The organism is Streptomyces sp. NPDC048255 (genome assembly GCF_040652415.1).
Lineage (GTDB): Bacteria > Actinomycetota > Actinomycetes > Streptomycetales > Streptomycetaceae > Streptomyces.
The window spans coordinates 1-23,176 of record NZ_JBEZMA010000045.1; the positions used below are offsets into that span (position 1 = coordinate 1).

22 protein-coding genes and 1 pseudogene are annotated in these 23,176 nt (G+C 70.7%); 14 read left to right on the forward strand and 9 right to left on the reverse strand.

The window, feature by feature from the left end; genetic code table 11:
- Window positions 1–82 (forward strand): annotated as a pseudogene (locus AB0D94_RS27835) (lytic transglycosylase domain-containing protein); the annotation flags it as partial.
- A 222-nt stretch (window positions 83–304) separates the two neighbouring features.
- Here the strand turns inward: AB0D94_RS27835 and AB0D94_RS27840 are convergent.
- A complete protein-coding gene (locus AB0D94_RS27840; RefSeq protein WP_362056801.1) occupies window positions 305–1,663 on the reverse strand; it encodes a YhgE/Pip family protein in 1,359 nt (452 codons plus the stop codon).
- Between the two features lie 130 nt (window positions 1,664–1,793).
- Between AB0D94_RS27840 and AB0D94_RS27845 the strand changes: the two genes are divergently transcribed.
- Window positions 1,794–2,465, forward strand: coding sequence for a MerR family transcriptional regulator (locus AB0D94_RS27845; RefSeq protein ID WP_362056804.1), 672 nt, complete (start codon window positions 1,794–1,796; stop codon window positions 2,463–2,465).
- Window positions 2,466–2,688: 223 nt separating this feature from the next.
- Here the strand turns inward: AB0D94_RS27845 and AB0D94_RS27850 are convergent, their stop codons facing one another.
- Together AB0D94_RS27850 and AB0D94_RS27855 are read right to left on the reverse strand one after the other, a co-directional pair.
- Window positions 2,689–4,167, reverse strand: coding sequence for a branched-chain amino acid ABC transporter substrate-binding protein (locus AB0D94_RS27850; RefSeq protein ID WP_362056807.1), 1,479 nt, complete (start codon window positions 4,165–4,167; stop codon window positions 2,689–2,691).
- A 4-nt stretch (window positions 4,168–4,171) separates the two neighbouring features.
- On the reverse strand, window positions 4,172–6,172 hold the full coding sequence (locus tag AB0D94_RS27855; RefSeq protein WP_362056810.1) for a hypothetical protein: 2,001 nt from the start codon (window positions 6,170–6,172) through the stop codon (window positions 4,172–4,174).
- Between the two features lie 272 nt (window positions 6,173–6,444).
- On the opposite strand from AB0D94_RS27855, the gene cpt reads away from it, so the two are divergent.
- The 4 genes from cpt to AB0D94_RS27875 all read left to right on the forward strand — a co-directional run bounded on the left by cpt (window position 6,445) and on the right by AB0D94_RS27875 (window position 8,889).
- Entirely contained in the window at window positions 6,445–6,966 is a 522-nt protein-coding gene (gene cpt / locus AB0D94_RS27860; RefSeq protein WP_362056960.1) for a chloramphenicol phosphotransferase CPT, read from the forward strand.
- 204 nt (window positions 6,967–7,170) lie between these two features.
- Window positions 7,171–7,500, forward strand: a complete 330-nt coding sequence (locus AB0D94_RS27865; protein ID WP_362056813.1) for a plasmid stabilization protein — start codon at window positions 7,171–7,173, stop codon at window positions 7,498–7,500.
- A gap of 211 nt (window positions 7,501–7,711) precedes the next feature.
- On the forward strand, window positions 7,712–7,936 hold the full coding sequence (locus tag AB0D94_RS27870; RefSeq protein WP_362056816.1) for a DUF6480 family protein: 225 nt from the start codon (window positions 7,712–7,714) through the stop codon (window positions 7,934–7,936).
- A 125-nt stretch (window positions 7,937–8,061) separates the two neighbouring features.
- Window positions 8,062–8,889: an NmrA family NAD(P)-binding protein gene (locus AB0D94_RS27875; RefSeq protein WP_362056819.1), complete on the forward strand. Its 828-nt coding sequence runs from the start codon at window positions 8,062–8,064 to the stop codon at window positions 8,887–8,889.
- A 123-nt stretch (window positions 8,890–9,012) separates the two neighbouring features.
- Here AB0D94_RS27875 and AB0D94_RS27880 read toward each other — a convergent pair whose 3' ends face one another.
- Window positions 9,013–9,612, reverse strand: a complete 600-nt coding sequence (locus AB0D94_RS27880; RefSeq protein WP_362056822.1) for a sigma-70 family RNA polymerase sigma factor — start codon at window positions 9,610–9,612, stop codon at window positions 9,013–9,015.
- Between the two features lie 78 nt (window positions 9,613–9,690).
- On the opposite strand from AB0D94_RS27880, the gene AB0D94_RS27885 reads away from it, so the two are divergent.
- On the forward strand, window positions 9,691–10,518 hold the full coding sequence (locus AB0D94_RS27885; RefSeq protein WP_362056825.1) for an alpha/beta hydrolase: 828 nt from the start codon (window positions 9,691–9,693) through the stop codon (window positions 10,516–10,518).
- A 102-nt stretch (window positions 10,519–10,620) separates the two neighbouring features.
- Here the strand turns inward: AB0D94_RS27885 and AB0D94_RS27890 are convergent, their stop codons facing one another.
- The 3 genes from AB0D94_RS27890 to AB0D94_RS27900 form a co-directional block, all read right to left on the reverse strand.
- On the reverse strand, window positions 10,621–11,721 hold the full coding sequence (locus AB0D94_RS27890) for a HAMP domain-containing sensor histidine kinase (protein ID WP_362056828.1): 1,101 nt from the start codon (window positions 11,719–11,721) through the stop codon (window positions 10,621–10,623).
- On the reverse strand, window positions 11,714–12,409 hold the full coding sequence (locus tag AB0D94_RS27895; protein WP_362056831.1) for a response regulator transcription factor: 696 nt from the start codon (window positions 12,407–12,409) through the stop codon (window positions 11,714–11,716). Before AB0D94_RS27895 ends, AB0D94_RS27890 begins: the two co-directional genes overlap by 8 nt.
- A gap of 92 nt (window positions 12,410–12,501) precedes the next feature.
- A complete protein-coding gene (locus tag AB0D94_RS27900) occupies window positions 12,502–13,206 on the reverse strand; it encodes a VanZ family protein (protein ID WP_362056834.1) in 705 nt (234 codons plus the stop codon).
- A gap of 192 nt (window positions 13,207–13,398) precedes the next feature.
- On the opposite strand from AB0D94_RS27900, the gene AB0D94_RS27905 reads away from it, so the two are divergent.
- From AB0D94_RS27905 to AB0D94_RS27925, 5 genes are all read left to right on the forward strand, one after another.
- Window positions 13,399–14,142, forward strand: coding sequence for a VOC family protein (locus tag AB0D94_RS27905; protein ID WP_362056837.1), 744 nt, complete (start codon window positions 13,399–13,401; stop codon window positions 14,140–14,142).
- 169 nt (window positions 14,143–14,311) lie between these two features.
- Window positions 14,312–15,502 carry an FAD-dependent oxidoreductase gene (locus AB0D94_RS27910; protein ID WP_362056840.1) on the forward strand — a complete coding sequence of 397 codons (1,191 nt, stop codon included), beginning with the start codon at window positions 14,312–14,314 and terminating at the stop codon, window positions 15,500–15,502.
- 10 nt (window positions 15,503–15,512) lie between these two features.
- Window positions 15,513–16,451 carry a sigma-70 family RNA polymerase sigma factor gene (locus AB0D94_RS27915; protein WP_362056843.1) on the forward strand — a complete coding sequence of 313 codons (939 nt, stop codon included), beginning with the start codon at window positions 15,513–15,515 and terminating at the stop codon, window positions 16,449–16,451.
- Between the two features lie 145 nt (window positions 16,452–16,596).
- Window positions 16,597–17,415 carry a sugar nucleotide-binding protein gene (locus AB0D94_RS27920; RefSeq protein ID WP_362056846.1) on the forward strand — a complete coding sequence of 273 codons (819 nt, stop codon included), beginning with the start codon at window positions 16,597–16,599 and terminating at the stop codon, window positions 17,413–17,415.
- Between the two features lie 296 nt (window positions 17,416–17,711).
- Window positions 17,712–18,449: a class I SAM-dependent methyltransferase gene (locus tag AB0D94_RS27925; protein WP_362056849.1), complete on the forward strand. Its 738-nt coding sequence runs from the start codon at window positions 17,712–17,714 to the stop codon at window positions 18,447–18,449.
- 130 nt (window positions 18,450–18,579) lie between these two features.
- On the opposite strand, the gene AB0D94_RS27930 is transcribed toward AB0D94_RS27925, so the two are convergent.
- Complete coding sequence (locus AB0D94_RS27930) at window positions 18,580–18,822, reverse strand: hypothetical protein (protein WP_362056853.1); 243 nt, start codon at window positions 18,820–18,822, stop codon at window positions 18,580–18,582.
- Between the two features lie 81 nt (window positions 18,823–18,903).
- On the opposite strand from AB0D94_RS27930, the gene AB0D94_RS27935 reads away from it, so the two are divergent.
- Both AB0D94_RS27935 and AB0D94_RS27940 read left to right on the forward strand, forming a co-directional pair.
- Entirely contained in the window at window positions 18,904–20,031 is a 1,128-nt protein-coding gene (locus AB0D94_RS27935) for a hypothetical protein (protein ID WP_362056856.1), read from the forward strand.
- A 412-nt stretch (window positions 20,032–20,443) separates the two neighbouring features.
- Window positions 20,444–21,163 carry a hemopexin repeat-containing protein gene (locus AB0D94_RS27940; RefSeq protein ID WP_362056859.1) on the forward strand — a complete coding sequence of 240 codons (720 nt, stop codon included), beginning with the start codon at window positions 20,444–20,446 and terminating at the stop codon, window positions 21,161–21,163.
- Between the two features lie 116 nt (window positions 21,164–21,279).
- On the opposite strand, the gene AB0D94_RS27945 is transcribed toward AB0D94_RS27940, so the two are convergent.
- The gene (locus tag AB0D94_RS27945) at window positions 21,280–22,944 is read right to left on the reverse strand and encodes a peptidoglycan DD-metalloendopeptidase family protein (RefSeq protein ID WP_362056862.1); all 1,665 of its coding nucleotides are present in this window, start codon (window positions 22,942–22,944) and stop codon (window positions 21,280–21,282) included.
- Between the last annotated feature and the right edge of the window lie 232 nt (window positions 22,945–23,176).

Below are 23,176 nucleotides of genomic sequence, written 5' to 3' on the forward strand. Positions count from 1 at the left end.
GTGGGGCCTGGACTACATGAACGAGCGCTACGGCAGCCCCGTCGGCGCCTGGAACTTCTGGCAGAACAACCACTGGTACTAAACCACCAGCGGCAACACACACACGAAAACGCCCGGCCGGGAATCCCCGGCCGGGCGTCTTTGCGTACACGGCCGCCGAGCTACTGCGACCTCCCCCGCGTAGCGGAGCCGGCGCGGAAGGGTCGGCGAGCTCCTGGCAGCAGGGGCCGGGGAGGTGTCCCGGCCCGTACGCGCCACACGGCCGGGCTGCCTGGCCCTCGACCCTCCGCTCCTGCGCGTCGGCTCAGGCCGTGGCGGGCGCTGCCGATTCGGGAGACTCCGGGTGCTCAGGGGTCTCGGCGGGGATCGCGGACGGCCCGGTCTCGGCGTCGGGGCGGGGGATGCGGTGCAGGCCCCTGCGGTCGTAGAGGTGGGCGACGGCGAAGCCGAAGACCAGCGCGGCGACCAGAGCGACACCCATCGAAGCCCATGCCCGGGTCAGGCCCGCGTCGGCCTGGGCCCCGTAGTAGAGCAGGGAGCGCAGCCCCTCGGTGATCTGGCGCAGCGGCTCGAACTCGGCGAGGGCGCGGAAGAACCCGGGCAGCGCTTGGACAGGCACGGTGGCGCCGGAGGAGGGGACGGCCATCGCGATGAAGACGATGGTGGCCAGCAGCATGCCGGGGGTGCCGAAGGCGGCGAACAGGGCCAGGCTGCCGATGCCGACGACCGCGATGGTGGCGACCGAGTAGAGCCACAGCAGGCCGAGGTGGGAGGCGTCCATGTCGAGGATGCCGACCGTGGCGACCTCGACCAGGGTGCCCATGACCAGGGACAGGCCGAGCATGAGCGCCATGCCGATGGCCAGGGTGCGGACGCGGCTGGTGTGCTGGACGGGTTCGCGCTTGCGGAAGGGGCCGAAATCGGTGTGCAGGTAGCCGAGCGCGGTGTCGACCTGCGAGTTGACCACGTTGGCGCCGAGCATGCCGCAGACGACGAGGACCAGTGCGTAGTAGAAGGCGCTCAGGCCCATGGCGCTGCGGGAGCCGACGGGGTGGCCTTCGGCGACGTTCACGGTCACCGGGTCGGCCAGCTTGAGCTGGGCGGCCGTCGGGAGCGGGGTCTTCTGGGACCCGGCCTGCTTGAGGAGTTCCTGGCCGAGCTGGGCGGAGGCGGTGTGGGCGGCCTTCTGGGCAGCCTGGGAGGACATGGAGGAGCCGATGCTGCCGGCGGCCTGGTTGGTCAGCACGGTCAGGGTCGGCGGCGCGGCCTTGCCCTGGGGCGCGGGCTGTGGGGCGGTGAGCCCGGTCACGGTGGCGGTGAAGTCCTCGGGGATGACGAGGGCGCCGAACACCTTGCCCCGGCCCAGCCGCTTGTCGGCCTCCTTGCGGCTGACGACCTGCCAGTCGATGCTCTTGTCACCCTTGGCGGCCTTCTGGATCCCCGAGACGACCTGCTCGCCCAGGTTGACGCGGCTGCCGTTGACGTCGGCGCCGCTGTCGCTGTTGACCAGGGCCACGGGCAGGTCGCGCAGGTTGCCCCTGGGGTCGACGTTGCCACCGACGTAGAGCAGGGCGAACATCATCGAGACCACTGCGGCGATGAGTCCCGTTCCGATCCACAGCTGGGGTCGGCGGAGCACGGAGGGTGGCGTGGGGTGAGACATCGATACTCCGGTGCGGCTGCGTTCTGAGCTGGATACTTAAGGTATCCAACTACTGGATAGTGGCAGTATCCAGTTGTGGTGTCGAATCGCCGCGGACGGATACCGGAGGCGTGGCCGGAAGGGAAGCCGCATGAAGATCTCGGAGCTCAGCAAGCGGACCGGCGTGCCGGTCGCCAGCATCAAGTACTTCCTGCGGCAGGGGCTGCTGCCCGCAGGGCGGGCGACCGCCGCGACCCTGGCCGAGTACGGGGAGGAGCACGCGCAGCGGCTGCGGCTGGTCAAGGCACTGACCACGCTCGGCGGCCTGTCCATCGCGGCCACCCGTGACGTGCTCGGGGCCATCGACCAGGCCCACAGCTCCGAGGGCGCCCTCGGAGCGGTCAGCTACGCCCTTCCGGTGCCGCTGGCGGCCCAGCGTGCCGCGGGCCACGAGGAGGAAGCCGGGGCCGATGCGACCGCCGGGGCCGAGGTGGCGGAGCTGCTCGCGGCCCTGGACTGGCAGGCGCCCGGCACGTCACCGCACGTGAAGGGGCTGACGGCGGCGCTGAAGGAGCTCCGGCGGCTGGACGCGCAGTACGCCCCGGGCGAGCTCGCCGCCTACGCGAGGCTGGCCGAGTCGGTGGCCCGGCTGGACCTGGAGCGGGCGGTCGGCCTCGACGACCCGGTCGCTCTGGCCGAGCGGGCGGTCATCGTCTTCGCGATCTGCGCCCCGGTGTTCGAGCTGCTGCGGCGTCTCGCCCAGGAGGACCAGGTCCGGCGCCGGGTCGCGGGCGACGGCGCCGAGTCCGTGGCGCCCCTGTAGCGCTCGTACGGCGGGCGGGCGGGCAGCCGGACTGGGCGCACGGCCCGCCTCAGCGGGCTCAGGTGCCGGAAGGCGGCCTGAGCCGAGGCCCCGAGCACGGCCTCGGTCGGACCAGGCGCCGTACTGAGCCCGCGCGACGATCCGGCCCGGTAGCCGCATGAGTCGGGTACCCGGCTGTGTTCCGGTCGCCGTCCTCATGCGGCTGTGTCCCGGGCCCGCCGCGTCACTGTTCCTGCGGTGGCTTGCCCTCCGCCGCGGACACCTCTACGAACTCGACCTGGCCCTTGCCGTTGAGGCGCAGGATCGGTACGGCCTTGTTGCGCGGATTGCCGTTGTTCTGGAAGGAGATGAACCCGCTGGCCCCGGCCACCTGCTGGGTGCCGTCCATCTGGTGGAACATCCGGGCCACCGCGTCGCCGACGACCTGACCCTGCCAGCGGGCGGCCATCTGGATGCCGTGGGCCGCGGTGAGAACCGCGTCGTGGCCCATCAGGGCCCCGCCGTCCTCACGGGGGTCGTGCGGGAACCACTGGTCAAGCAGCCCGCCCGGCTGGAAGTTCTTCGCGGACGGCGCGGACACCGCCTGCGGCGCCGAGCGGTACATGTCGGGGTGGGAGAGCCCGGTGTAGAGCACCTCGATGCCCGTCTCGGCGGCGTGGGCGAGCTGCTGCGCGTTCAGGTTGGTCGTGTCGTCCCCGGCGAACACGGTGAACTGCTGGTCGGTGCAGCTGCGGTTGGAGAGCGCGTCGAGGAAGCGGGTGAGGTGTTGGCCGCGGCCCGCGAAGTACACGAGCTGGGGGCGCTGCTGACACAACTGCCCCGGCATGTAGCGCAGTTCGTTCTGCCATGCGCTGCTGACGGATGAGTCGTAGGTCATGCGCTCGGCGACGAGCCGGTGCTTGGCGCCGTCCTGGAAGGCCTTGGTGAAGGCGGTGCCGAGGGTGGAGGCGTAGAGGTTTCCCTCCGCCACGTCCTGGATGACGACGGCGGTGGCGACGCCGCGCCGTTTGAGGTATCCGGCGGCCGCGTACGCCTCGTCCTCGTTGGTGGGAGCGACCCGGACGAAGCCGTTGATGGCCTGGATGTTCGTGGCGGTCATGGTCGCGCCGACCATGGCGATACCGTGTTCGGAGAGGCGCTTTATGGCCGCGAGGTTCTCGTTGGTGCTGGGGCCGAGGCCGGCCACCGCGACGAGCCGGTCCGGGGAGTCCTTGCGAGCGATCAGCTCGTCGACGGTGTGCTTCCACTGAGTGGACCTGGTGCCCGGGTTGGCTATCAGCAGGCGGATCTTTGGGGTGGCGGTGAGGTCGCCCTGGTTGTGCCGGTACTGGGCGAGGTAAGCGCCCTGGAGCTCGTGGCGGACGCCCTCGGCGGAGTTGCTGTCCTCGGCGGTGGTGGTGAAGGAGGTGAAGTAGGCGACGCTGACGTACGGTTCCTTGTCCGCGTTGGCCAGGACCCGGCGGTTCTCCTCCTCGATCTTCCTGCTGACGGCGTCGAGGTGCGGTGCGAAGACGTGCGAGCCGTCGGTCACTCCGACGCACTCGTCCGCCGGCCCCCGTTCGACGACCCCGTCGGCGCATCTGGCCTGGCGTTCCTGCAGCCAGCCGACACCCAGCCAGAGCGCTGCGACCAGAGCGACGGCGGCCGCGGTGGCAAGGGCGACACGGCGTACGACGTGCAGGGGCCATTCGAGTCTGGGCACGCGCTCAGCCCTCCCAGCCCGCGGTCTGGGGATCGCGCCAGTGACGGTACCGCTCCGCCTCGTTGAACAGGGCCACGATGTCGTTCCTCCGCAGTTGGGACAGCTGGGTGTAGCCGTCGGCGATCATGTCGTTGAGCCGCATGGCGGGGTCGGCGAGCGGATCGCTCCACACCCAGCGGGTGGTCACCAGGGTGTGGATCACGGACTCGGTGTCCATCACGCGCACGGCCCGGCCCGGGACGAGCCCGGCGAGGAGTTCCAGCGGTCCGCTGTCGGAGGGAAGGCGGTTCGGCGCGGCGGTGATCGCGTCGAACTCGGAGATCCACTGCGCGGCCGGAACGGCGGTGAAGCGCCGTGTCAGATGGGCGGTGACCTCCTCGGTCCGCCCGCAGGCGAGCTGGTGGTACATCTCCTGCACCGGCTTGCCCTCACCGCGGTAGTACTCCGCGAGGAGTTCGTGCGCGGCGTCCCAACCCTCAGGGCGTGCGGCCAGCCGCCACAGGAGCAGCCGGCGCAGCCAGGGGTGGAGTACGGGAACGACGGCTACGGGTCCGGTCAGCAGCCAGCGGGAGCGGATGGCGCCGAACAGCGAGTCGTCGGAGCTGAGCAGCCGTGTGGCGACGGAGAAGTCCCGGGCGGCGGCGCATTCGGCGAGGGCGGCGCGCTGGGTCCCGGTGAAGTCGCGCAGGAGGTGGCCCAGGGCCACGTCGGCGAGGGTGGCGGAGTCCTCCCCGGTGCGCAGCGGCCGGTCGGGCAGGGTGCGAAGCCAGCGGTCCTGCTGGGGGCCCGAGTCCGGGGGCGACCCGGCCTGGCGCAGTACGTCGAGCACCTGGTGGACGGCGCGCGGCAGTCCTCCGGTGAGCCGGTGCACGAACGGGGTGAGGCGGGTCAGCGGCGCCAGGTCGCTGCTCCCGCCGAGCTGGAGCTCGATCCGGATCCGCACCTCGTCCAGGTTGAGGTCGCGCAGGCGTAACGGGTACCACCAGGTGTCCTCGCTGTCGCGGGTCGGCCGGTGGGCGTGCCAGTCGGGCAGGGAGGCCCGGTCGGGGCCGCGCAGCTGCCAGGGCCAGGAGTCCCCGGTGGCCGGGCCCCAGCGGGGCAGCCAGCGGTTGGAGCTGGCGACGACGGTCAGCGGGTCGCTGGCGTGGCCGGCCACGACCGTCTCGTCGTGCCGGGAGCGGAGCAGCAGGTCGAGGAAGCGGCGGCCGTACTCGGTGTGGGAGTTGTCGAGGAGCAGCAGGTAGGAGCGGGGCATGAAGTTGCGGGCGGTATTGCGCCTGAGGTCCTCCAGGAAGGCCGAGAAGAGGACGCGGTCGAGCCGCTCCTGTTCGTTCTCGTCGCCCTCGTGGCGCCAGAGGTTGAGCTCCACGAGAGCTTCCCAGGGGTCCGCGCTGCGGGTCATGGGATGGCGTCCGTACCACTGGGCCCCGGCGGTGAGCCGGCTGCCCAGCCTGCCGCCGAGCAGGCCGGGCATGGTGCGGCGGCCGCGCCGCAGTGCGTCCTGGAAGAGGGTGAGGGCGGCGGTGGAGGCGCCTTCGGGCATGCCGACCGCGCCCATGCCCACTTCGAAGAAGGCGGCCAGGTAGTCGCCGTGCCGGGCCTCGTTCTCCTCCTGGAACCGGTCGAGCTGGCGCTGCACCGCGCGGCGGCCCTCGGCGAGGCTGCGCATGCGCAGCTCTTGGTCGGAGGCGAGGAGGCCGAGGCTGAGCAGGGGGAAGTGGGAGCGGCCGTAGCGGGGCAGTTTGCGTTCGAGCTGGCGGGCCAGGAGTCCGAGGGCGTAGCGCGGCAGGAGGGACTGGGCCCCGCCGAAGTTGACGAAGGCGAAGGGGTAGTCGGGCCCGAAGTGCTCCATGAGCGCGCTGTGCGCCTCGCTGGCTCCGCTGCCCGCCGGGCCGAGGAGCATGGTCAGGGGCCGCTCGGCCGCCGGGTTCTCCTTCAGGCATGCGTCGACCAGCGACAGGATGCCGCTGCGGCCCCGCAGGCCCATCCCCGTACCCGGCTCCATCACGTATGACCCCCCCAGGACAACGTTTCCGAGGAGTAGAGACTGCCATCCGGAGCCGCAGTCAGACAGGGGTTTCGGCTCCTTGGTTCGTATCGGTCCACTCCGCACGGGTGTTGGCTCCGCCGTACGGCGGCCGCGTCCGTCGCAGGCGAGGTGGATCTTGCTGGTCGGTCAGTCCACCGGGGGAGCGTCCGAGGGCCCGTTCGCCGAGACGACGATATTCGGTTCGTGCCGTGCGGTGGGCGGCCTACTGTGGCGCCGTGACGACTCAGATGATCATTCTCAACGGCGGTTCCAGCTCAGGGAAGTCCGGGATCGTGCGGTGCCTACAGGCCGTACTGCCGGATCTGTGGCTGGCGTTCGGGGTCGATTCGCTCATCGACGCGATGCCCGCGAAGATGCAGACGTCGGATGACGGGATCGAGTTCGACGCGGACGGCGCGGTGAGCGTCGGGGCTGACTTCCGGGCGCTGGAGGCAGCCTGGATGGAGGGCGTCGTGGCGATGGCCCGTGCAGGCGCCAGGGTCATCATCGATGACGTCTTTCTCGGCGGAGCGGAGTCCCAGCAGCGGTGGCAGAAGGCTCTTGGCGGATTGGCCGTGCTGTGGGTCGGCGTCAGGTGCGAGAGTGCGGTCGCCGCAGGCCGTGAGGTCGCACGGGGAGACCGGGTCCAGGGAATGGCCGCCGCGCAGGCGCAGGTGGTTCACGAGGGCGTGATCTACGACCTGGAGGTGGACACCACGCATGCCGAGTCCCTGGTGTGTGCGCGAACCATCGCAGCGCAGGTCGGCTGAACGACGGACGCCCGGCGCAGCCCTCCGCACACGCCGCAGTACACGAAGCGATCCAGCCCCCGCAGGGCTGAGTGCGAGATGACGCGCACGCCGCCCGGCGCCGGGTCCCTACAGGGTGGGCCTCGCCTGGCGGCGTAAAGATGCGTGGTCCTTCCGGCGCGTACACCATGACGGTGGCACGACAGCATCGAGAAGGGTTGGATCATGCCCAGAGGTTCCAGTGGCAAGCGCGAGCGTCAGTACGAGCACATCAAGGAATCCGGTGAGAAGCGCGGCATGTCCGAGGGGCGCGCGAAGGAGATGGCTTCCCGCACCGTGAACAAGGAACGCGCGCGTTCGGGCGAGAGCAAGACCGCCAGTCGCAGCTCCACCCAGGGCAAGTCCGCCTCGCAGCGAGGCGGTGAGAAGTCCCGAGGAGCCGGCAGTTCCTCCGAGCGCACCAAGGACGACCTCTACCAGGAAGCGAAGAAGCGTGGCATCGAAGGCCGCTCGACCATGACGAAGCAGCAGCTCAAGAACGCCCTCGGCCACTGATCCCGTTCCTGGGACCGCCGCAGCGCGAGGACCGGGTGGTCCGGCCGAACGAGGAGGGAGGCCGGCGCACCCGAAAGATGCGGCGGGCCCCTTGGTGGCGGGAGTGGGATGCCCGGCGGCGGGTAGGGGCTGGGCATCCCGGCTTCCGGACCTGCTTCATGCCGGGCTCGGCTTCCAGCTGCGCCGGGGTGCTCGTAAGGAGCTGAACATCATGTCCGCACCCGTCCCAGACCCAGACCGGCAGCCGTCTCCGGGAGCTCAGGGTGGCGTGCCACCGGGGGAGACGCCGCCCGGTGAGTCGAGTACCGGTTCCGGAGCGGGTCCGTACCGGCCCCTCTCCCGCGGTTGGGCCAAGGGGCCCCTCGTGCTGATCGTCCTGCTGGCCCTGGTCTGCGCACTGTTCTTCCTCGCCTACGCCATCATCCTGGACCTCTGAGCATCGCGAGGTCACGTCCGCGCGCAGGGACAGGGCGAGACCGACGGAGGGCAGGACCCCGGGGGATTCTTGACCTCAAGCAGGGTTGAGGTTCTAGCGTCGTCAGGGACGAGAGGGGTTCGACCGTGACGACACTGGTTACGGGTGCCACCGGGAACACCGGCCGGCACGTCGTGGCGGAGCTGGTCCGCCGAGGAGAGCACGTACGGGCACTGACGCGGGATCCGGCTGCGGCCGCGGGCAGGTTTCCGGCCGGGGTGGAGCTGGCGGCGGGTACGCACACGGCACCTGAGGGGCTGGATGCCGCCCTCGCGGGCGTCAGCCGGTTACACATCACGGTGACGGCGGGACTCGCCGAGACCGGGCCCGAGTTGGTGCGGCGGGCGGTGGACGCGGGGGTGCGGCGCATCACCGTGGTGTGGGGCGGCTGGGTGGGGCCGGTCGAAAAGGCCGTGGCGGACTCGGGTGTGGAGTGGACGCGCCTGGAACCGCAGGAGTTCATGTCCAACACGTTGACCTGGATCGATTCCGTCGGGTCGGAGGGAGTCGTACGAGAGCCGTACGACCATCCCAGCGCGCTCGTCCACGAGGCCGACATCGGGGCTGTGGCGGCGGTCGCACTGCTCGACGACGGCCATGCGGGGCGTTCCTACAACCTCACCGGCCCTGAATCACTGACCCCGCGGGAACGGATCGCGATCCTGTCCCGGGAGATCGGCCGCGACATCGGCTTCGTCCCGATCACGCACGAGCAGGCCCTCGACCGGCTGACGGCCACCGGTGTGTCCCGGGCGGACGCCGAGTACGTCGTCGGCTGGTACGCCGACCCCAGCGATGACGCCACGACCGTGGTCGACACCGTCGAGCGGGTCACCGGCCGCCCAGCGCGCACGTTCGCCCAGTGGGCGGCCGAACACGCCGGACGCTTCCGCGCGCCGGGCGCCACCGGCTGACGGGTCGCCCGCCGCGCAGTACGCCCGTCCCTCCTCCAGACCTTCAAGCGGACGACGGGCAGGCGACGGGTTTCAGCCGACCGTTCTGCGTGACGGGCTCGTTCGTGGGCGAGGGCTGGGGGGTCAGGCGTCGTTCCTGAGCCGGTCGCGCTGGACCTGGTAGGCGAGGGCGCGGCGTACTGAGGCTGGTGCAGGGGGTGTGGCGTTGGAGGGGACGTCGAGGCCGCGGCTGATCTCGTCGTACGCAGCCTGGTAGGCGCGGGGGAGTTCCTCCTGGTGGAGTGCCAGGTCCTCCTCCACGAGGCGCCGCAACTCGTCCACGTTCTGGGGTGTGAAGCGCTTCTTGCCGCGGGCGACGGCGTTGACGTAGCGCGTGCAACGAGCGGTGTCGCAGGCCTCTGAGATCTCCTCGGCAAGGCCCCACAGACGCCCTTCCAGCCACGGCACGTCGTACTGGTGGAGGGCGAGTCCCATCGCAGCCTGTGGTCCCTCGGCCCTGCACTTCTTCACCTGCTTGGACACGGCAGGCTGACTCATCTCCGTGAGCTGGGCGATTTTGTCCTGGGTCCAGCCGAAGCCGATGAACAGCTTGACCATCTCGGCGCGAAGCCTCCGCATCTCCTCGCCGGCGCGGATGACCTCGTTCATTCCGGCGAGCATCCGCTCGGCCTGTTGCTCGGTCAGCGTCTCGGGCTGCTGATGCGTGTTCGCTCCGCCGTCCATAACTCGGTTATACACCAGCGCACCCTCCAGCCATAACCAGGTTGTACAACCTGGTTATGGCTGACAGGATCCGGCTTCATGCCTACCTTCACCGCGCCCGACGGAACCCAGCTCGCCTACCGCACACACGGCGACGGGGACCCCGTCGTCTGCCTGCCGGGAGGTCCCGCGGACTCGCTCTACCTCGGTGACCTCGGTGGCCTGTCCGCGCACCGCCGTCTGATCTTCCTGGACCTTCGCGGCACCGGCCGGTCCGCGATTCCCGAGGACGCCTCCTCCTACCGCTGCGACCACCTGGTCGACGACGTCGAGGCCCTGCGTGAACACCTCGGCCTCCCACGGATGGATCTGCTCGGCCACTCCGCCGGCGCGAACCTGGCGATCCAGTACGCGGTCCGGTACCCGAACAGCGTCAGCAAGCTCGCCCTGATCACTGCCGGTACCCGGGCGGTTGGCATCCCCATCACCGGGGAGACGCGACGAGAGCTCGCGCAGCGCCGGGCGGACGAGCCCTGGTTCCCGGCCGCGTTCGCCGCCCTGGAGGCGATCACCCAGGGCACAGGCACCGACTGGGAAGCCCTCAATCCCTTCTTCTACGGCCGGTGGGACACCGCGGCGCGCAAGCACCACGTGAGCTCCCGGCCGAGCAACCAGGAGGCCGTCGCTCTCTTCGGGGCTGACGGCGCCTTCGACCCGGAGGCGACGCGAGCGGCCCTCGGTGCTTGCGAGATCCCCGTCCTGGTGCTCGCGGGGGAGTTCGACCTGAACAGCCCCCCTCCGGCGATGGCCGAACTCGCGGCGCTCTTCCCCGGTGCCACGCTCGCCTTGCAGCCAGGAGCAGGTCACTACCCCTGGCTCGACGACGCCGACCGGTTCGTCGCGGCCACTGCGGCATTCCTCAGCTGACGCCCTGTCCACGCCCGTCTGCCGAAGTCCCGCCCGGCAGTTCTCCCCAGAGCCCCGGGGCGTGGCCATCGCCCCCGAGATCCCTGCCCCCTGGGACGGTGCCTACGGCGTGCAGGGAAGCCGGACCGTGACGACGAGGCCGCCGGCGGGGCGGGGGACGAGGTCGAGGGTCCCGTCGTGGGCGCGGACGATGCTGTGCACGATGGCCAGCCCCAGGCCTACGCCGGCGTGCTCGTCGGTGCGTACGCGTTCCGTTCCGCGCTGGAAGGGTTCGGTGAGGGTCGGTACCAGTTCCGGTGGGACCGGATGGCCCGTGTTCTCGACCCGCAGCACGCTCGTGTCGCCGTGCGGCTCCGTGTGGACCGTCACGGTGCCGCCGGCGGGGAGGTTGTGGACGATGGCGTTCTGGACGAGGTTCGTCACCATCCGCAGCAGAAGCTCCGCGGAGCCGCTGGTCCGGGCCGCCCCGCCGGTGACGTCGAGCGTGATCCTGCGCTGTTCGGCGAGGGGAAGCAGCGTTTCGGCGGCTTCTTCGGCGATGAGGGAGAGGTCTACGCTCTCGCGGGTGAAGCTCCCGCGGTCGCCGCGGCTGAGCAGCAGGAGGGCCTCGGTGAGGTCGATCGCCCGCGTATTGACAGCGTGCAGGCGTTCGATGAGTTCGCCCCGGTCCCGCGTGGGGTCCTCGCGCGCGACGTCGAGGAGTGCCTTGGAGATTGCCAGCGGGGTGCGCAGTTCGTGGGAGGCGTTCGCGGCGAACCGCTGCTGCTCGGCGACGTGGGACTCGAGCTGTTCGAGCATCGAGTCGAAGGCGTCGGAGAGTTCACGGAATTCGTCCTGGCGGCCCTTCATGCGGATCCGGTGGGACAGGGACCGCTTCCCGGCCGTCCGTGCCGCATCCGTGATCCGTGTGAGAGGTGCGAGCATCCGGCCGGCGAGGATCCATCCTCCTACGAGGCCGAGCACCAGCAGGAACGCCAGGACTGCGGCTGCCCTCGGCGCGAAGACGCGCAGGAGGTTGGACCGGATGGGGAAGACGCCATGGGTGGGGGCGCCGGAGGGGACGATGAGCGTCGCCCGCTCGGGGACGTAGCGCAGGAGGAACACCCACACCGCGGCGAGCAGCAGGACGCCGGCAACCATGAGGAATCCGGCGTAGCTGAGGGTGAGCTTGGAGCGAACGCTCAACCCAGGCGCTCTAGCCACGGTTCCCGCTCTCGTCTCCGGCCTCTGGTTGCGTGTCGATCCGGTAGCCGACACCGGGCACCGTGGCGATGATCCATGGTTCGCCGAGCCGTTTGCGCAGTGCGGAGACGGTGATGCGCACGGCGTTGGTGAGGGGGTCGACGTTCTCGTCCCAGGCCCGTTCCAGCAGCTCTTCGGCGCTGAGGACCCCGCCCTCGGCGGCGACGAGGACTTCCAGCACGGCGAACTGTTTGCGGGTGAGCGCGACGTAGCGTCCGTCGCGGAAGACCTCCCGGCGGAAGGGGTCGAGCCGCAGGCCCGCGATCTCGCGGACCGGGGGCCGGGCGTACGCGCGTCTGCGGTCGAGCGCCCTCAGCCGCAGGACGAGCTCCCGCAGCTCGAACGGTTTGGTGAGGTAGTCGTCGGCGCCGAGCTCGAACCCGGAAGCCTTGTCGTCGATCCGGTCGGCAGCGGTGAGCATGAGGATCGGGATGCCGCTGCCGGAGGCGACGATGCGCCGGGCGACCTCGTCGCCGGAGGGGCCGGGGATGTCACGGTCGAGGACCGCGAGGTCGTAGGAGTTGACGCTGAGCAGTTCCAGGGCGGTGTCGCCGTCGCCGGCGATGTCGGCGGCGATCGCCTCCAGCCGCAGACCGTCACGGACGGCTTCCGCCAGGTAGGGCTCGTCCTCCACGATCAGTACGCGCATGGCTGAAGCCTAAGCGGCACAACATATCGCCGACGTATGCCGAGGCGGGTGCCAAGGCGTGTGCCGAGGCGTGTGCACACCGGACGCGCGACTCAGCCTGCCGGTGCCAGCGCGGGGCGAGGCCGCTCCGGCGGCGCTGCCGCCGTAGTGCGCCACCAGCGGCGCGACGCCAGCGCGGCCAGCACGGCGCCGGCGGCGTTGACCAGTACGTCGTCCACGGAGGACACCCGGTCCAGCCGCAGGACGTACTGCGCGGCCTCGACCAGGACCGAGCAGCCCGCCCCGAGCGCCAGGATCCGCGGCACGGACGCCAGCGCCGCGAACCGCATCGGGGCGAAGAACCCCAGCGCCGCGAAGACCAGCAGGTTGCCGACGATGCCGAGCGGCCCCATCGTGATCAGGTCCCGCAGCGGTACCAGGCTCACCCGGCCGGGGATGATGCCGGCCCCGGCGCCCGGCATCATGGTCATCCATACGAACGGCACCGTCCCGTGGACCATGCCCACCTCGGCCAGCGACATCCGCCACGCCGATGTGACGCCGGCGGCACGCCGACGGCGCGCCAGGGCCCACACCACCAGCGCCGCCAGTGGCAGCGCGACCAATGTCATGAGCACCACACCGTTGAACGTATCGAAGCAGCCGTGCCACCGCCCGGCCATGCACCTCGGAGCGGACATCATGAGCGGCCCCCGCACGACGAACAAGGCGCTCGCCGTGCCGAGGACCGCCAGGCTGAGGAGCACGATCCTGCGCGTGCGGCGGTGCGGTGCTGGCAGGGATGCGTTGTGGTTCATGCCCCCATGGGAGACGGAGGGCCGTTGCAGTGCCGTATGCGATTTTCGATACGCCCGCGATACACGGCGTCCCCGGCATCGAGGAACTGGCGCAAGCCGGCAGTGAGATGGTCCCGCCGCTGGTGAGCGAGTCGATCTCTTTTTGGCGACGGTACGGCTGTCTCTGCTGAGCGGTTGCGTAGGATCGCCGGCATGGCACTGCGACCTGTTCAGGTGAACATAAAGGCTCTTGACGACTCGGCGGTCGGACGGTTCTGGGCGGAGGCGCTCGGCTGGGGCGTTTCCAGTGAGGGACCCGGCGTGACCAACGTCGAACCCCTCGGCGGTTTCGTCTGGCCTGACCCGGTCGCCGTCTGCGTCGACGTGGTGACCGTCCCGGAGGCCAAGACAGCAGCAAAGAACCGTGTGCACCTCGATCTCGCCACCACTTCTGCGGCCCATCAGGCGGAGTTGGTCGCACGCCTCCGGGCTCTCGGTGCGACGCCGGCCCAGGTGGGCCAGGGCGACGTGCCCTGGACGGTCCTCGCCGACCCGGAGGGCAACGAGTTCTGCGTGCTGGAGCCCCGGGAGATCTACCGGGACACCGGGCCGATCGCCGCGGTGGTGGTCGACTGCGCGGATCCGCGGGCCATGGCCCGGTTCTGGGGCGAGGCGGTGGACTGGACCCTGCACGAGGTGACCGACGATCAGGCGGTGCTGCGCTCCGCCAAGGGTGTCGGCCCGTATCTCGAGTTCATCCGCACACCCGACGCGAAGACCGTGCCGGACCGCGTCCATCTTGACCTGCTGCCGTACCCCGGTGACGACAAGGCGGCCGAGGTGGCCCGGCTGCGGGCCCTCGGCGCCACCGACCTCGACCTCGGCCAGGGCGACGTCCGGTGGACGTGCCTGGCCGACCCGGAGGGCCACGAGTTCTGCGTCCTCGCGCCGTCCTGACGCGGAGCTTTGAGTTCGGGCCGTCTCCAGCGGCCCAAGACGGGCCCGAGCGTCTGTCGGAGACTCAGCCGCCCGTCTCAGGTCGGTGACCCGCGTCACAACCGGCACCTGTCAGCAATCGGGGCGCCGTCTCGTTCAAGGGGCACGCGAACGAGACAGGAGCAACGCCATGAAGCACCGCATCGTCGTACTCGGCGCCGGATACGCCGGGGCCTTCGCCGCCGGGAACCTGGCCCGCCGGCTTTCCCCCGCCGACACCGAGATCACCGTCGTCAACGCCGCACCCGACTTCGTCGAGCGGATGCGGCTCCACCAGCTCGCGATCGGCCAGGACCTCGCGTCCCGTAGGCTCGCCGACGTATTCGCGGGCACCGGGGTGCGGCTGCGCCTGGCGCGCGTCACCGGCGTCGACCCCGAGCGCAGGACCGTCGCCGTGACCGGCGAGGACGGCGACGGCGAACTCGCGTACGACACGCTCCTCTACGCGCTCGGCAGCTCCGTGGCCCACCATGGCGTCCCCGGCGTGGCCGAGTACGCCTTCGACGTGGCCGGCCGGTCCTCGGCGCTGCGTCTGCGCGAGCGCCTGGCCGGCCTGGGGGAGGGCGGCACCGTACTGGTCGTCGGTGAGGGGCTGACCGGCATCGAGACCGCCGCTGAGTTCGCCGAGTCCCGGCCCGACCTCTCGGTCGCGCTCGCCGCCCGCGGCGAGCTGGGCGCCTGGCTCTCCCCGAAGGCCCGCCGTCACCTGCGCCAGGCCTTCGACCGGCTCGGCATCACCGTCCACGAGCACACCGGCATCGAAACCGTCGAGGCGACACGGGCGATCGCCGCCGACGGTACGCCCATCCCGGCCGACGTGACCGTGTGGTCGGCCGGGTTCGCCGTGCACCCCATCGCGGCTGCCGGCGGCCTGGAGGTCGCCGAGACCGGCCAGATCGTCGTCGACCGCACCATGCGCTCGGTCTCGCACCCGGACGTCTACGCCGCCGGTGACTGCGCCTACGCGATCGGCGAGAACGGCAGGCCGCTGCCGATGTCCTGCGCCTCGGCCGGCTTCACCAGCATGCAGGCGACCGCCGCGATCATCGCGCGCCTGACAGGCGGCGAGGTCCCGACCGTCGGGCTGAAGTACTACGGCAACCACATCAGCCTCGGGCGGCGGGACGCGATCTTCCAGATGGTGGACGGGGGCGCCCGGTCGAAGTCCTGGTACCTGGGCGGCAAGGCCGCCGCGCGGCTCAAGGCGGGCGTGCTCAACGGTGCCGGGTTCGGCATCGCCCACCCGACCTTCGGCATGCCGAAGCGCAAGCGCCGCCTGGCCACCGCCCCTGACCGGGCCGGTGCGAAGGTCGCCGCATAGGGTGATCCGCATGGACAGCGCAGCCATCGATCGGTTCGAGGCCAGCCGGGGGCGGCTGGCCTCGCTCGCGTACCGTCTGCTCGGCTCGGCCGCCGACGCCGAGGACGCCGTGCAGGACACGTTCCTGCGCTGGCAGGCCGCGGACCGCGAACGGGTCGAGGTGCCGGAAGCGTGGCTGACCAAGGTCGTCACCAATCTCTGCCTCGACCGGCTCCGCTCGGCGCAGGCGCGCCACGAGCGAGCGGCCGGCGCCTGGCTGCCCGAGCCGCTCCTCGAGGGCGATCCGATGCTCGGCCCGGCCGACACCTTCGAGCAGCGCGAATCGGTGTCCTTGGCCGTACTGACTCTCTTGGAGCGCCTCTCGCCGGCCGAGCGGGCGGTCTACGTCCTGCGTGAGGCCTTCTCGTACAGCCACGCCGAGATCGCCGGGATCCTCGACATCACCGAGTCCGCGAGCCAGCAGCATGTCCACCGGGCCCGGATCCGGATCGCCGCGGAGCGCCGCCGCGGCGCCGAGGCCGACCCCACGTCCGCGCGCCGGGTCGTCGAGGAGTTCCTGGCCGCCGCCACGTCGGGGCGCACCGAACGGCTGGTGGCGCTGCTCACCGCCGACGTGACGGCGGTCTCGGACGGCGCCGGACTGGGCAAGAGGCTGTTGCGGTACCGGACGCGCGAGCGGGTCGCCTCCTACGTGCGGGCCGGCTTCAAGCCCACGCCGGCGAAGCGGCGGCTGGCCGGCGGCTCGCCCGCGATGCATATCGCGCTGGTCAACGGCTCCCCGGCCGTCCTCGCCGTGGTCGACGGCCGGGTCGTGGGCGCCGTGGCGTTCGAAATCAGCGACGGCAAGGTCACGTCCCTGCACGGCATCGCCGCCGCGGACCGGCTCGCGCGCCTCAACGAGGCCTGGCGGCAGCACGAACCCGACGCGCCGGTCATCGCCGCATGGTGACCCGAGCCACCGGAACCCAGTGGCGCCGTCCTGCTGAAGCACAGCACCCTGCCCGGCGGCTGGGCGGACGTCCACAATTAGGGCGACATCCTCGACCGCGAAGTCGCTTCCGTGCTCGTCCGCGAAGTCGCTACCGTGTCGGTCCATGACGGTTCTGATCATCGGGGGCAGCGGTTTCCTGGGCACGGAACTGATCCGGCAGGCCACCGCGGCGGGGCACAGGACGGCAGCGACGTTCGCGTCCCGGCCGGGCACGGCCCCGGGTGTCGCCTGGCATCCACTCGACGTGCGGGACCCTGCGCGTGTCGCCAGGGTGATTGCCGACGTGGCCCCGTCGGTCGTGGTCAACGCCTCGAGCGGCCAGTCCGACTGGGCGGTCACCGCCGACGGGGCGGTCCGCGTGGCGCTGGCCGCCGTCGAGCAGGGCTGCCGCCTGCTGCACGTCTCCAGCGACGCTGTCTTCTCCGGTGCGCGCCTCCGGTACGACGAGACGTGCCTGCCCGATCCGGTCACCCCGTACGGCGCGGCGAAGGCTGCAGGCGAGACAGCGGTTCGGCACCTGGTGCCGGGCGGCGCCGTGGCCCGCACCTCGCTGATCATCGGACACGGCCGATCAGAGCATGAGCGCTTGGTCCATGCCCTGGCGCAGGGCACCCGCGACGGGGCCTTGTTCACCGACGACATCCGCTGCCCGGTGCATGTCGAAGACCTGGCCGCCGGCTTGTGGGAGATCGCGCTGTCCGAAGCGGCTGGTGTGTTCCACCTCGCGGGGCCGGACGCCCTGAGTCGTTACGACCTCGGTGTGCTCATCGCCCGGCGCCAAGGGCTTGACGGCGGTCGTCTGCCCGCCGGGCGGCGAGCTGACACCTCCCTGCCCAGGGCCCTCGACGTACGCCTCGACAGCTCCGCAACGCAGGGGCGGTTGCGGACCAGGCTTCGTGGAGCTCGCGAGTTCCTCGGCTAAGGCCGCGGTGGCCAACTACCCCTGAGCGCCGGTGACTGCGCCCTCCGGCCAGGCACGAATACTTCGATACGGCGTCGCCGTGCTACATCAAGGCCTCCGGCAAGGACATGGACAGCCTTCGCATCCCGGCGTGACCTCATCACCGACATTCCCGCCCTGTGCCCGAACGTGTAGGACGTGCCGCCCTGCTGCGGTGAGTAATCGTCAATACCTGTGGTTCGACGATGGTCTGACAGACGATCAGTCCGCAGAAAAAACGACGTGCGTACGACTTCCTGTGCTGTCAAAATGCGCCGGTGAACCGTGAACAGATCTCCAGGCTCGCCCATGTCAATCACCCGATCAAGGCTCCGCTCGACGACGACTCGGTGCGACACCTGCTGGAACATGGCGTTCCGCGTGGCGACGAGAGGGTACTCGACCTGGGTTGCGGCAGCGGGGAATGGCTTCTGCGCGCCCTGACCGCGCACCCGCACCTGCACGCCGAGGGCGTCGACATTTCCGAGGACGCCCTTGGGCAGGCGCGCGAGGCCGCGAGCCGTCTGGGCGTCGAATCGCGCCTTGCGCTGCACCACGAGGGGGCCGAGGACTTCCGTTCCGCGCATCCATTCGACCTGGTACTCAGCGTCGGGGCCGCGCATGCATTCGGCGGCCTGCTGCCCACCCTCGCGGCGGCGCGCAAGCACCTGGCTCCGGGCGGACGCGTCCTGATCGGTGAGGGCTTCTGGGAACGTGAGCCGTCACAGGAGGCCATCGAGATGCTCGGGGACTTCACCGACCTGGCGACCACCCTGGACCGCGTCGTCGCCGACGGGTGGACTCCCGTCCACGGGCATGTCAGCACGCGCCGTGAACTGGACGACTACGAGTGGGCCTGCTGGGGCTCGTTGGCCTCATGGGCCCTGGACCACCCCGCCGACCCGGACAGCTCGCAGGTGCTTGAGACGGCCACGGCCCGCCGTACCGAATGGCTGCGCGTCTACCGGGACACCTGGGGCTTCGTCAGTCTGGTCCTGCGTCAGACGTCCGACTGACCCCTGGACACGCCCCGGCGCCCGGCCCGCCTCCGACGGATCGTCCAGGCACTCCCGGGCCCGGGGCGCAACTGCTCGGGCAGGACCCGGGCGGCTGACGGCCGCCGTTCCGGTGCGGTGAGGTCCGGTTTCAGTGGGCTGCGCGAGCCTTCAAGCGGACGGCGGCGAGTACGAGTTCCTCTGGCATCGTCGGCTTCTGCAGCGTCAGTCCGACGATGGGCCCTTCCTGGCCGTGCACGGTCACCTGGTCGTCCCCGTCGGCGGTCAGGTGCAGCTCGCTCCAGGGCCTGCTCCACAGCAGTGTCGTGCCCTGCCACAGGAGGAGCCGGTGGTTGGTCACCCTCAGCTCGCACTCGTCCCAGACATCGGGCATCGAGGGGTCACTGGGCGAAGGCCGCACTGAACAGAAGCTCAGCACGACCTCGCCCGGTGCGAGGTTGTCGGCAAGGATCTCTTGGAGGATGCCGTCCTCCCGGCCCTCCCGGGCGCCTCCCCACACCGCGAGCACGGCGGCCGCGGCGGGCAGCGGCAGGGTGATCCACGCCGGGATACCGAGATCCCAGCCCTGAACGACGAACGAGAAGCCGAGGAATTCCTGACGGAGACCGGCGGCGAGGCGTCCTGGCCCGAGGCCCGCGGACTGCTGCTCCAGGCCCACGAGGATGGCTACGAAGGCGCCGCGTACGTACTCGGCGTACTGCACGAGCAGCGCGGCGACCTCGGCGACGCCGAGCACTGGTACGGCCTCGCGGCCGCCCACGGGCTTCAGCCGGCCCAGTGGAACCTCGGACTCCTCTGCAAGCGGCAGCGGCGGTACGAGGAAGCCGAACGCTGGTTCCGGGAGGTCGGCGAGGACGACGAGGACGTCGTCGAGCAGCTCGCCCGGATCGCCGCGATCCGCGCGGGCGGCGGCGTCGGCCCCGGCAAGGACCTGCGCCGGCTCCCCGGGCTGCGCGAGCGGGCCGAGGCGGGCGACGTGCACGCCTCGTACGCGTACGGGAAGATCCTCGGCGACTGGGGCGGCGCGGACGACCGCCATCTGGTCCGCTGGATCGAACCCGCCGCGCTGGCCGGGGACCCGCAGGCGGCGTACGACCTCGCGGAGCTGTACGGCGCGCTGCGCAGGCCCACGTTGCGCGACCAGTGGTACCGGACGGCCGCCGAGGCGGGCCACCACGACGCGTGCAACCACATGGGGTGGCTGTCCGAGCACCACCGGGACTACCAGGAGGCCGAGCGCTGGTATGTGCGCGCGGCCGGTGGCGGGTCCCCGCTGAACGCCATGCTCGCGGGCAAACTGAAGGCCCAGCGCGGGGCGTACGCCGAGGCAGAACCGTTTCTCCACATGGCCTGGGAACAAGGAGGCGACTCCGCGTACAGGACGGAGGCCGCGGGGTACTACGGACTCGTCCTCCACCGGCTCGGCCGCCACGCGGAAGCCGTGGAACCCTTGCGGACCGCCGCCGCACGCTGGGAAGACGATGTGCGAGCCCGCTACAGCCGGGACGACCTGGACGTACTGTCCCGGACGGCCGACCCGGAGAAGGAGCTGGCGGAGGCGGAGGCGGCGCTGACGGCGTGACAGCGCCGCGGGCCTGCCCGAGTGGGAGGGGGCTGTTCGCGCTGTTCATGTCTGGCGGTGTCAGCTCGTGCTGTGTGGTTCGGTTTGCTCGGTGTCGAGTCGACGTCGTGGGTCTGCGTGGTCATCTTCTCTGCCTTCGTACGGTGTCGGACGACGTCGACCTGCGTGACGACGGTGCGCAAGCGAGTATCGGCGGTGTGCCTGTTCCGCCGGATCACGTACCCCCACCAGGTCTGGGTCCGGGCCCGTACGGGTGAGGCGTGCCGGTGCAGAAACGATCACTGTCCGTGCCGCAGCGACGGCCTGTGCTCTGCTCGGGTCTCCGGTGCCAGGCCGGAGTTTCGGTCTGGCCTCCTGGAGACCGCTCTCGCTCCGTCGTGAGAGCACGGCGACAACCCACAGGAGATCTGGCATGCCACTCGGATCGAGCAACCACGCCGTCGTCTACCGCTACTCCATCGACGTCAGCGACGTCATTCCCATCGGGATCGGCAAGGATGGCAACCCCACGGCGCTGTTCGCGAAGTGGGAAGCGAAGACGGACAAGCTCGTCAAGGACTTCACCAAGGTCTTCTCGGAGGCGTGGAAGAGCACCCCTGAGCAGAAGAGGTGGCTCGAGAAGGCGGTGTCGTCGGGCTTGAGCATTCCCTCGCTCTATCTGGAGAAGACGGACAAGGTCTACTTCCTGCACGGCGACTCCTACCTGCGGTGCACGCTGGCAACGCAGTCGGTCGACGAGGGCTTCCCGAAGGCGATCTCCTCGTACTGGCCGGGCCTGAAGGCCGCGGGCTTCGACAGGGGGATCGACGCCGCCCTGTGGTGGGACGAGAAGACCGCCTACCTCTTCAAGGGCCTGGAGTACGTGCGGTACAACCTCGAAACCGACAAGGTCGACGAGGGCTTCCCGAAGTCGATCGCCTCGTACTGGCCGGGGTTCAAGGAGGCGGGTTTCGGCAGCGGCATCGATGCGATCGTCCGCTGGGACGACGAGTGGGCCTACGCTTTCAAGGGCGACAAGTACATCCGCTTCCACATCCCCACCAACAAGGTCGACCAGGCTCCCAAGAAGACCACCGACTACTGGAAGGCCCTGGCGGAGGTCGGCTCACAGCGCGTGCTCGCCATCTTCTAGGGCCCGACGTGAAGGACATCGTGGGGCGGGCCACCGCCCGAGCAGCGGCGTAGGGACACGGCTCGCGGGCCCGGGACGGTGACCGTCCCGGGCCCGCGGCCCCATGCGGCTCCTGCTCAGTTGTAGGTGCCCGTGATGGCGATGCCGGTGCGGTTCGCGGGGACGCCGGCCAGGTCCAGGGCAGCCGCGGCGTCCCAGCTGGCGCCGGCGTGCCGGATGGTGTGCAGGACCCGGCCGTCGGTGGCCACGAACCCGACCTGGAGCTCGCCGTCGACGGCGGCCGCGGCGACGTCCGTGACGGTCACCCCGGAGATGACCTCGGAGAGGTCGCGGAACGACTGCCAGTGCCCGGTGCCGAACCGGATGCCGTGGTACTGCTTGGTGCCCCCGGCGGCGGTGGCGACCAGCTGGAGGTCGCTGCCGGTGCCGGCGACGGCCACGTCCTCGACGCCCGTCAGACCGGCCTCGGCCGAGGCGTCGCCCCAGGCCGAGAACGATCCGTCAGCCTTGCGGACGGTGTGCTGGAGGACGCCTCCGGCCACGGCGACGAACTGGACGTCCGTGCCGGTCCGGGCCAGGACCACCTTCGTGGTGGGCGCGCCGCCCGGGCTCCCGAGGGAGACGAAGGGCTTCCAGGTGCCGTCGGGGAAGCGGACGGTGTAGTGGACCACCCCGTCGGCGACGACGGCGACGTACAGGTCCGCGCCCACCGAGACCGCCGTGGCCTGGGTGATGGTGCCCGGGGCGCCGGCCGCCTGCGTGACGTCCCCGTAGCCCGCCCAGGAGCGGTCGGTGAAGCGGATCGTGTGGTACAGCTTGCCGTCGTTGCCCACGGCCAGCAGGTGGTTGTCACCGTTGACCCCGGCCTCCGCCACCTCCCGTGCGCCCGAGGGAACCTCGCCGGTCGCACCCGCGACGTTCGCGAAGCCGGTCCACCTGCGGTCGGAAGACCGGATGCCGTGGAAGACCGAGCTGCCGGTCTGGACCGCGACCTGGGCCCGCCAGCCGGTCTCCAGCGGCGGCACCTCCGGGGCCTGGCCGCAGTTCTTGCTGGCCAGTGTCGAACCCATGCTGAACGGGACCCCGTTGAAGACGGACTGCTTGACGTAGCCGTTGAGCTTCTGCTCGTAGTGCAGGTGGGCGCCGGTCGAGTTTCCGGTGCTGCCGACGATGCCGATCTTCTGGCCTCGGGTGACGCGCTGGCCGACGGAGACTTCGTAGTCGTTGAGGTGGGCGTAGAGCGTGCTCGCGCCGCCGCCGTGGTCGATGACCACGTACTTGCCGTAGCTCCCGGACAGCGTCTTCGCGACGCTGACCGTGCCCTCGGCACTGGCGAGGACCGGCTGGTTGACCGTGCCGGCCGACCTCGTCCAGTCGATCGCCACGGGGCCGGGGGTGTGTCCGTCGTAGGTCCTGCCCGTCCACTGCTGGTCGCAGCTGAACGGCATCTGGTAGGCGGGGCTTGCCGCGTGGGAGGGCGAGGCGGCGAAGGCGACCAGACCGGAGGCGGCCAGGGCCAGGCCGGTCGCGGAGGTCAGGACACGGCGGGAGAAGGTGAGAGACATGGGGATTCCTCGGAAGTTCGTGTGGGGAGCGCGGCGCGGGCCGGTGCTGGTCAGTTGAAAGTCGTGGTGGGGGGCGATGCGGGTGCGGGTGCCGGTGACGCCCGTGAGGCCGATGGAGCGGCGGTTGTCCCCTCCGATGGCCACGGTGGCGCCGGCAGCGGCAGCGGCTACGGCGGTGACCGAGGCGATCGCGGTCATGCGACGGCGTACGGGCATGGCAAACCCCCCAGGGTGAAGAACGTGGATGTGCTGCGGACGTGCAGTGGTGCGTGAACAAGGGGTGTGAAGTCAGTCGCACCGCCCGGTTTCCCCGGCCCCTGCAGGCCGTTGAGAGGATCATGTCCGCTGGTCAGCGGCCGTTCCAGAGGTTCCGGGTGGCTCGAAACTGCCTGGCAGCAAGTGGCCATCGGCCGCACGAAGGCGGAGGGCACCGGCCAATGGGCTGACC

What these genes read in the sequence shown, in the direction of transcription:
- AB0D94_RS27840 (WP_362056801.1), bottom strand. Translation starts at nt 1,663, where the DNA reads ATGTCTCACCCCACGCCACCCTCCGTGCTCCGCCGACCCCAGCTGTGG.
- AB0D94_RS27845 (WP_362056804.1), top strand. Translation starts at nt 1,794, where the DNA reads ATGAAGATCTCGGAGCTCAGCAAGCGGACCGGCGTGCCGGTCGCCAGC.
- AB0D94_RS27855 (WP_362056810.1), bottom strand. Translation starts at nt 6,172, where the DNA reads ATGGAGCCGGGTACGGGGATGGGCCTGCGGGGCCGCAGCGGCATCCTG.
- cpt (WP_362056960.1), top strand. Translation starts at nt 6,445, where the DNA reads ATGATCATTCTCAACGGCGGTTCCAGCTCAGGGAAGTCCGGGATCGTG.
- AB0D94_RS27865 (WP_362056813.1), top strand. Translation starts at nt 7,171, where the DNA reads ATGCCCAGAGGTTCCAGTGGCAAGCGCGAGCGTCAGTACGAGCACATC.
- AB0D94_RS27870 (WP_362056816.1), top strand. Translation starts at nt 7,712, where the DNA reads ATGTCCGCACCCGTCCCAGACCCAGACCGGCAGCCGTCTCCGGGAGCT.
- AB0D94_RS27880 (WP_362056822.1), bottom strand. Translation starts at nt 9,612, where the DNA reads ATGGACGGCGGAGCGAACACGCATCAGCAGCCCGAGACGCTGACCGAG.
- AB0D94_RS27885 (WP_362056825.1), top strand. Translation starts at nt 9,691, where the DNA reads ATGCCTACCTTCACCGCGCCCGACGGAACCCAGCTCGCCTACCGCACA.
- AB0D94_RS27895 (WP_362056831.1), bottom strand. Translation starts at nt 12,409, where the DNA reads ATGCGCGTACTGATCGTGGAGGACGAGCCCTACCTGGCGGAAGCCGTC.
- AB0D94_RS27900 (WP_362056834.1), bottom strand. Translation starts at nt 13,206, where the DNA reads ATGAACCACAACGCATCCCTGCCAGCACCGCACCGCCGCACGCGCAGG.
- AB0D94_RS27905 (WP_362056837.1), top strand. Translation starts at nt 13,399, where the DNA reads ATGGCACTGCGACCTGTTCAGGTGAACATAAAGGCTCTTGACGACTCG.
- AB0D94_RS27910 (WP_362056840.1), top strand. Translation starts at nt 14,312, where the DNA reads ATGAAGCACCGCATCGTCGTACTCGGCGCCGGATACGCCGGGGCCTTC.
- AB0D94_RS27915 (WP_362056843.1), top strand. Translation starts at nt 15,513, where the DNA reads ATGGACAGCGCAGCCATCGATCGGTTCGAGGCCAGCCGGGGGCGGCTG.
- AB0D94_RS27920 (WP_362056846.1), top strand. Translation starts at nt 16,597, where the DNA reads ATGACGGTTCTGATCATCGGGGGCAGCGGTTTCCTGGGCACGGAACTG.
- AB0D94_RS27930 (WP_362056853.1), bottom strand. Translation starts at nt 18,822, where the DNA reads ATGCCCGATGTCTGGGACGAGTGCGAGCTGAGGGTGACCAACCACCGG.
- AB0D94_RS27940 (WP_362056859.1), top strand. Translation starts at nt 20,444, where the DNA reads ATGCCACTCGGATCGAGCAACCACGCCGTCGTCTACCGCTACTCCATC.
- AB0D94_RS27945 (WP_362056862.1), bottom strand. Translation starts at nt 22,944, where the DNA reads ATGCCCGTACGCCGTCGCATGACCGCGATCGCCTCGGTCACCGCCGTA.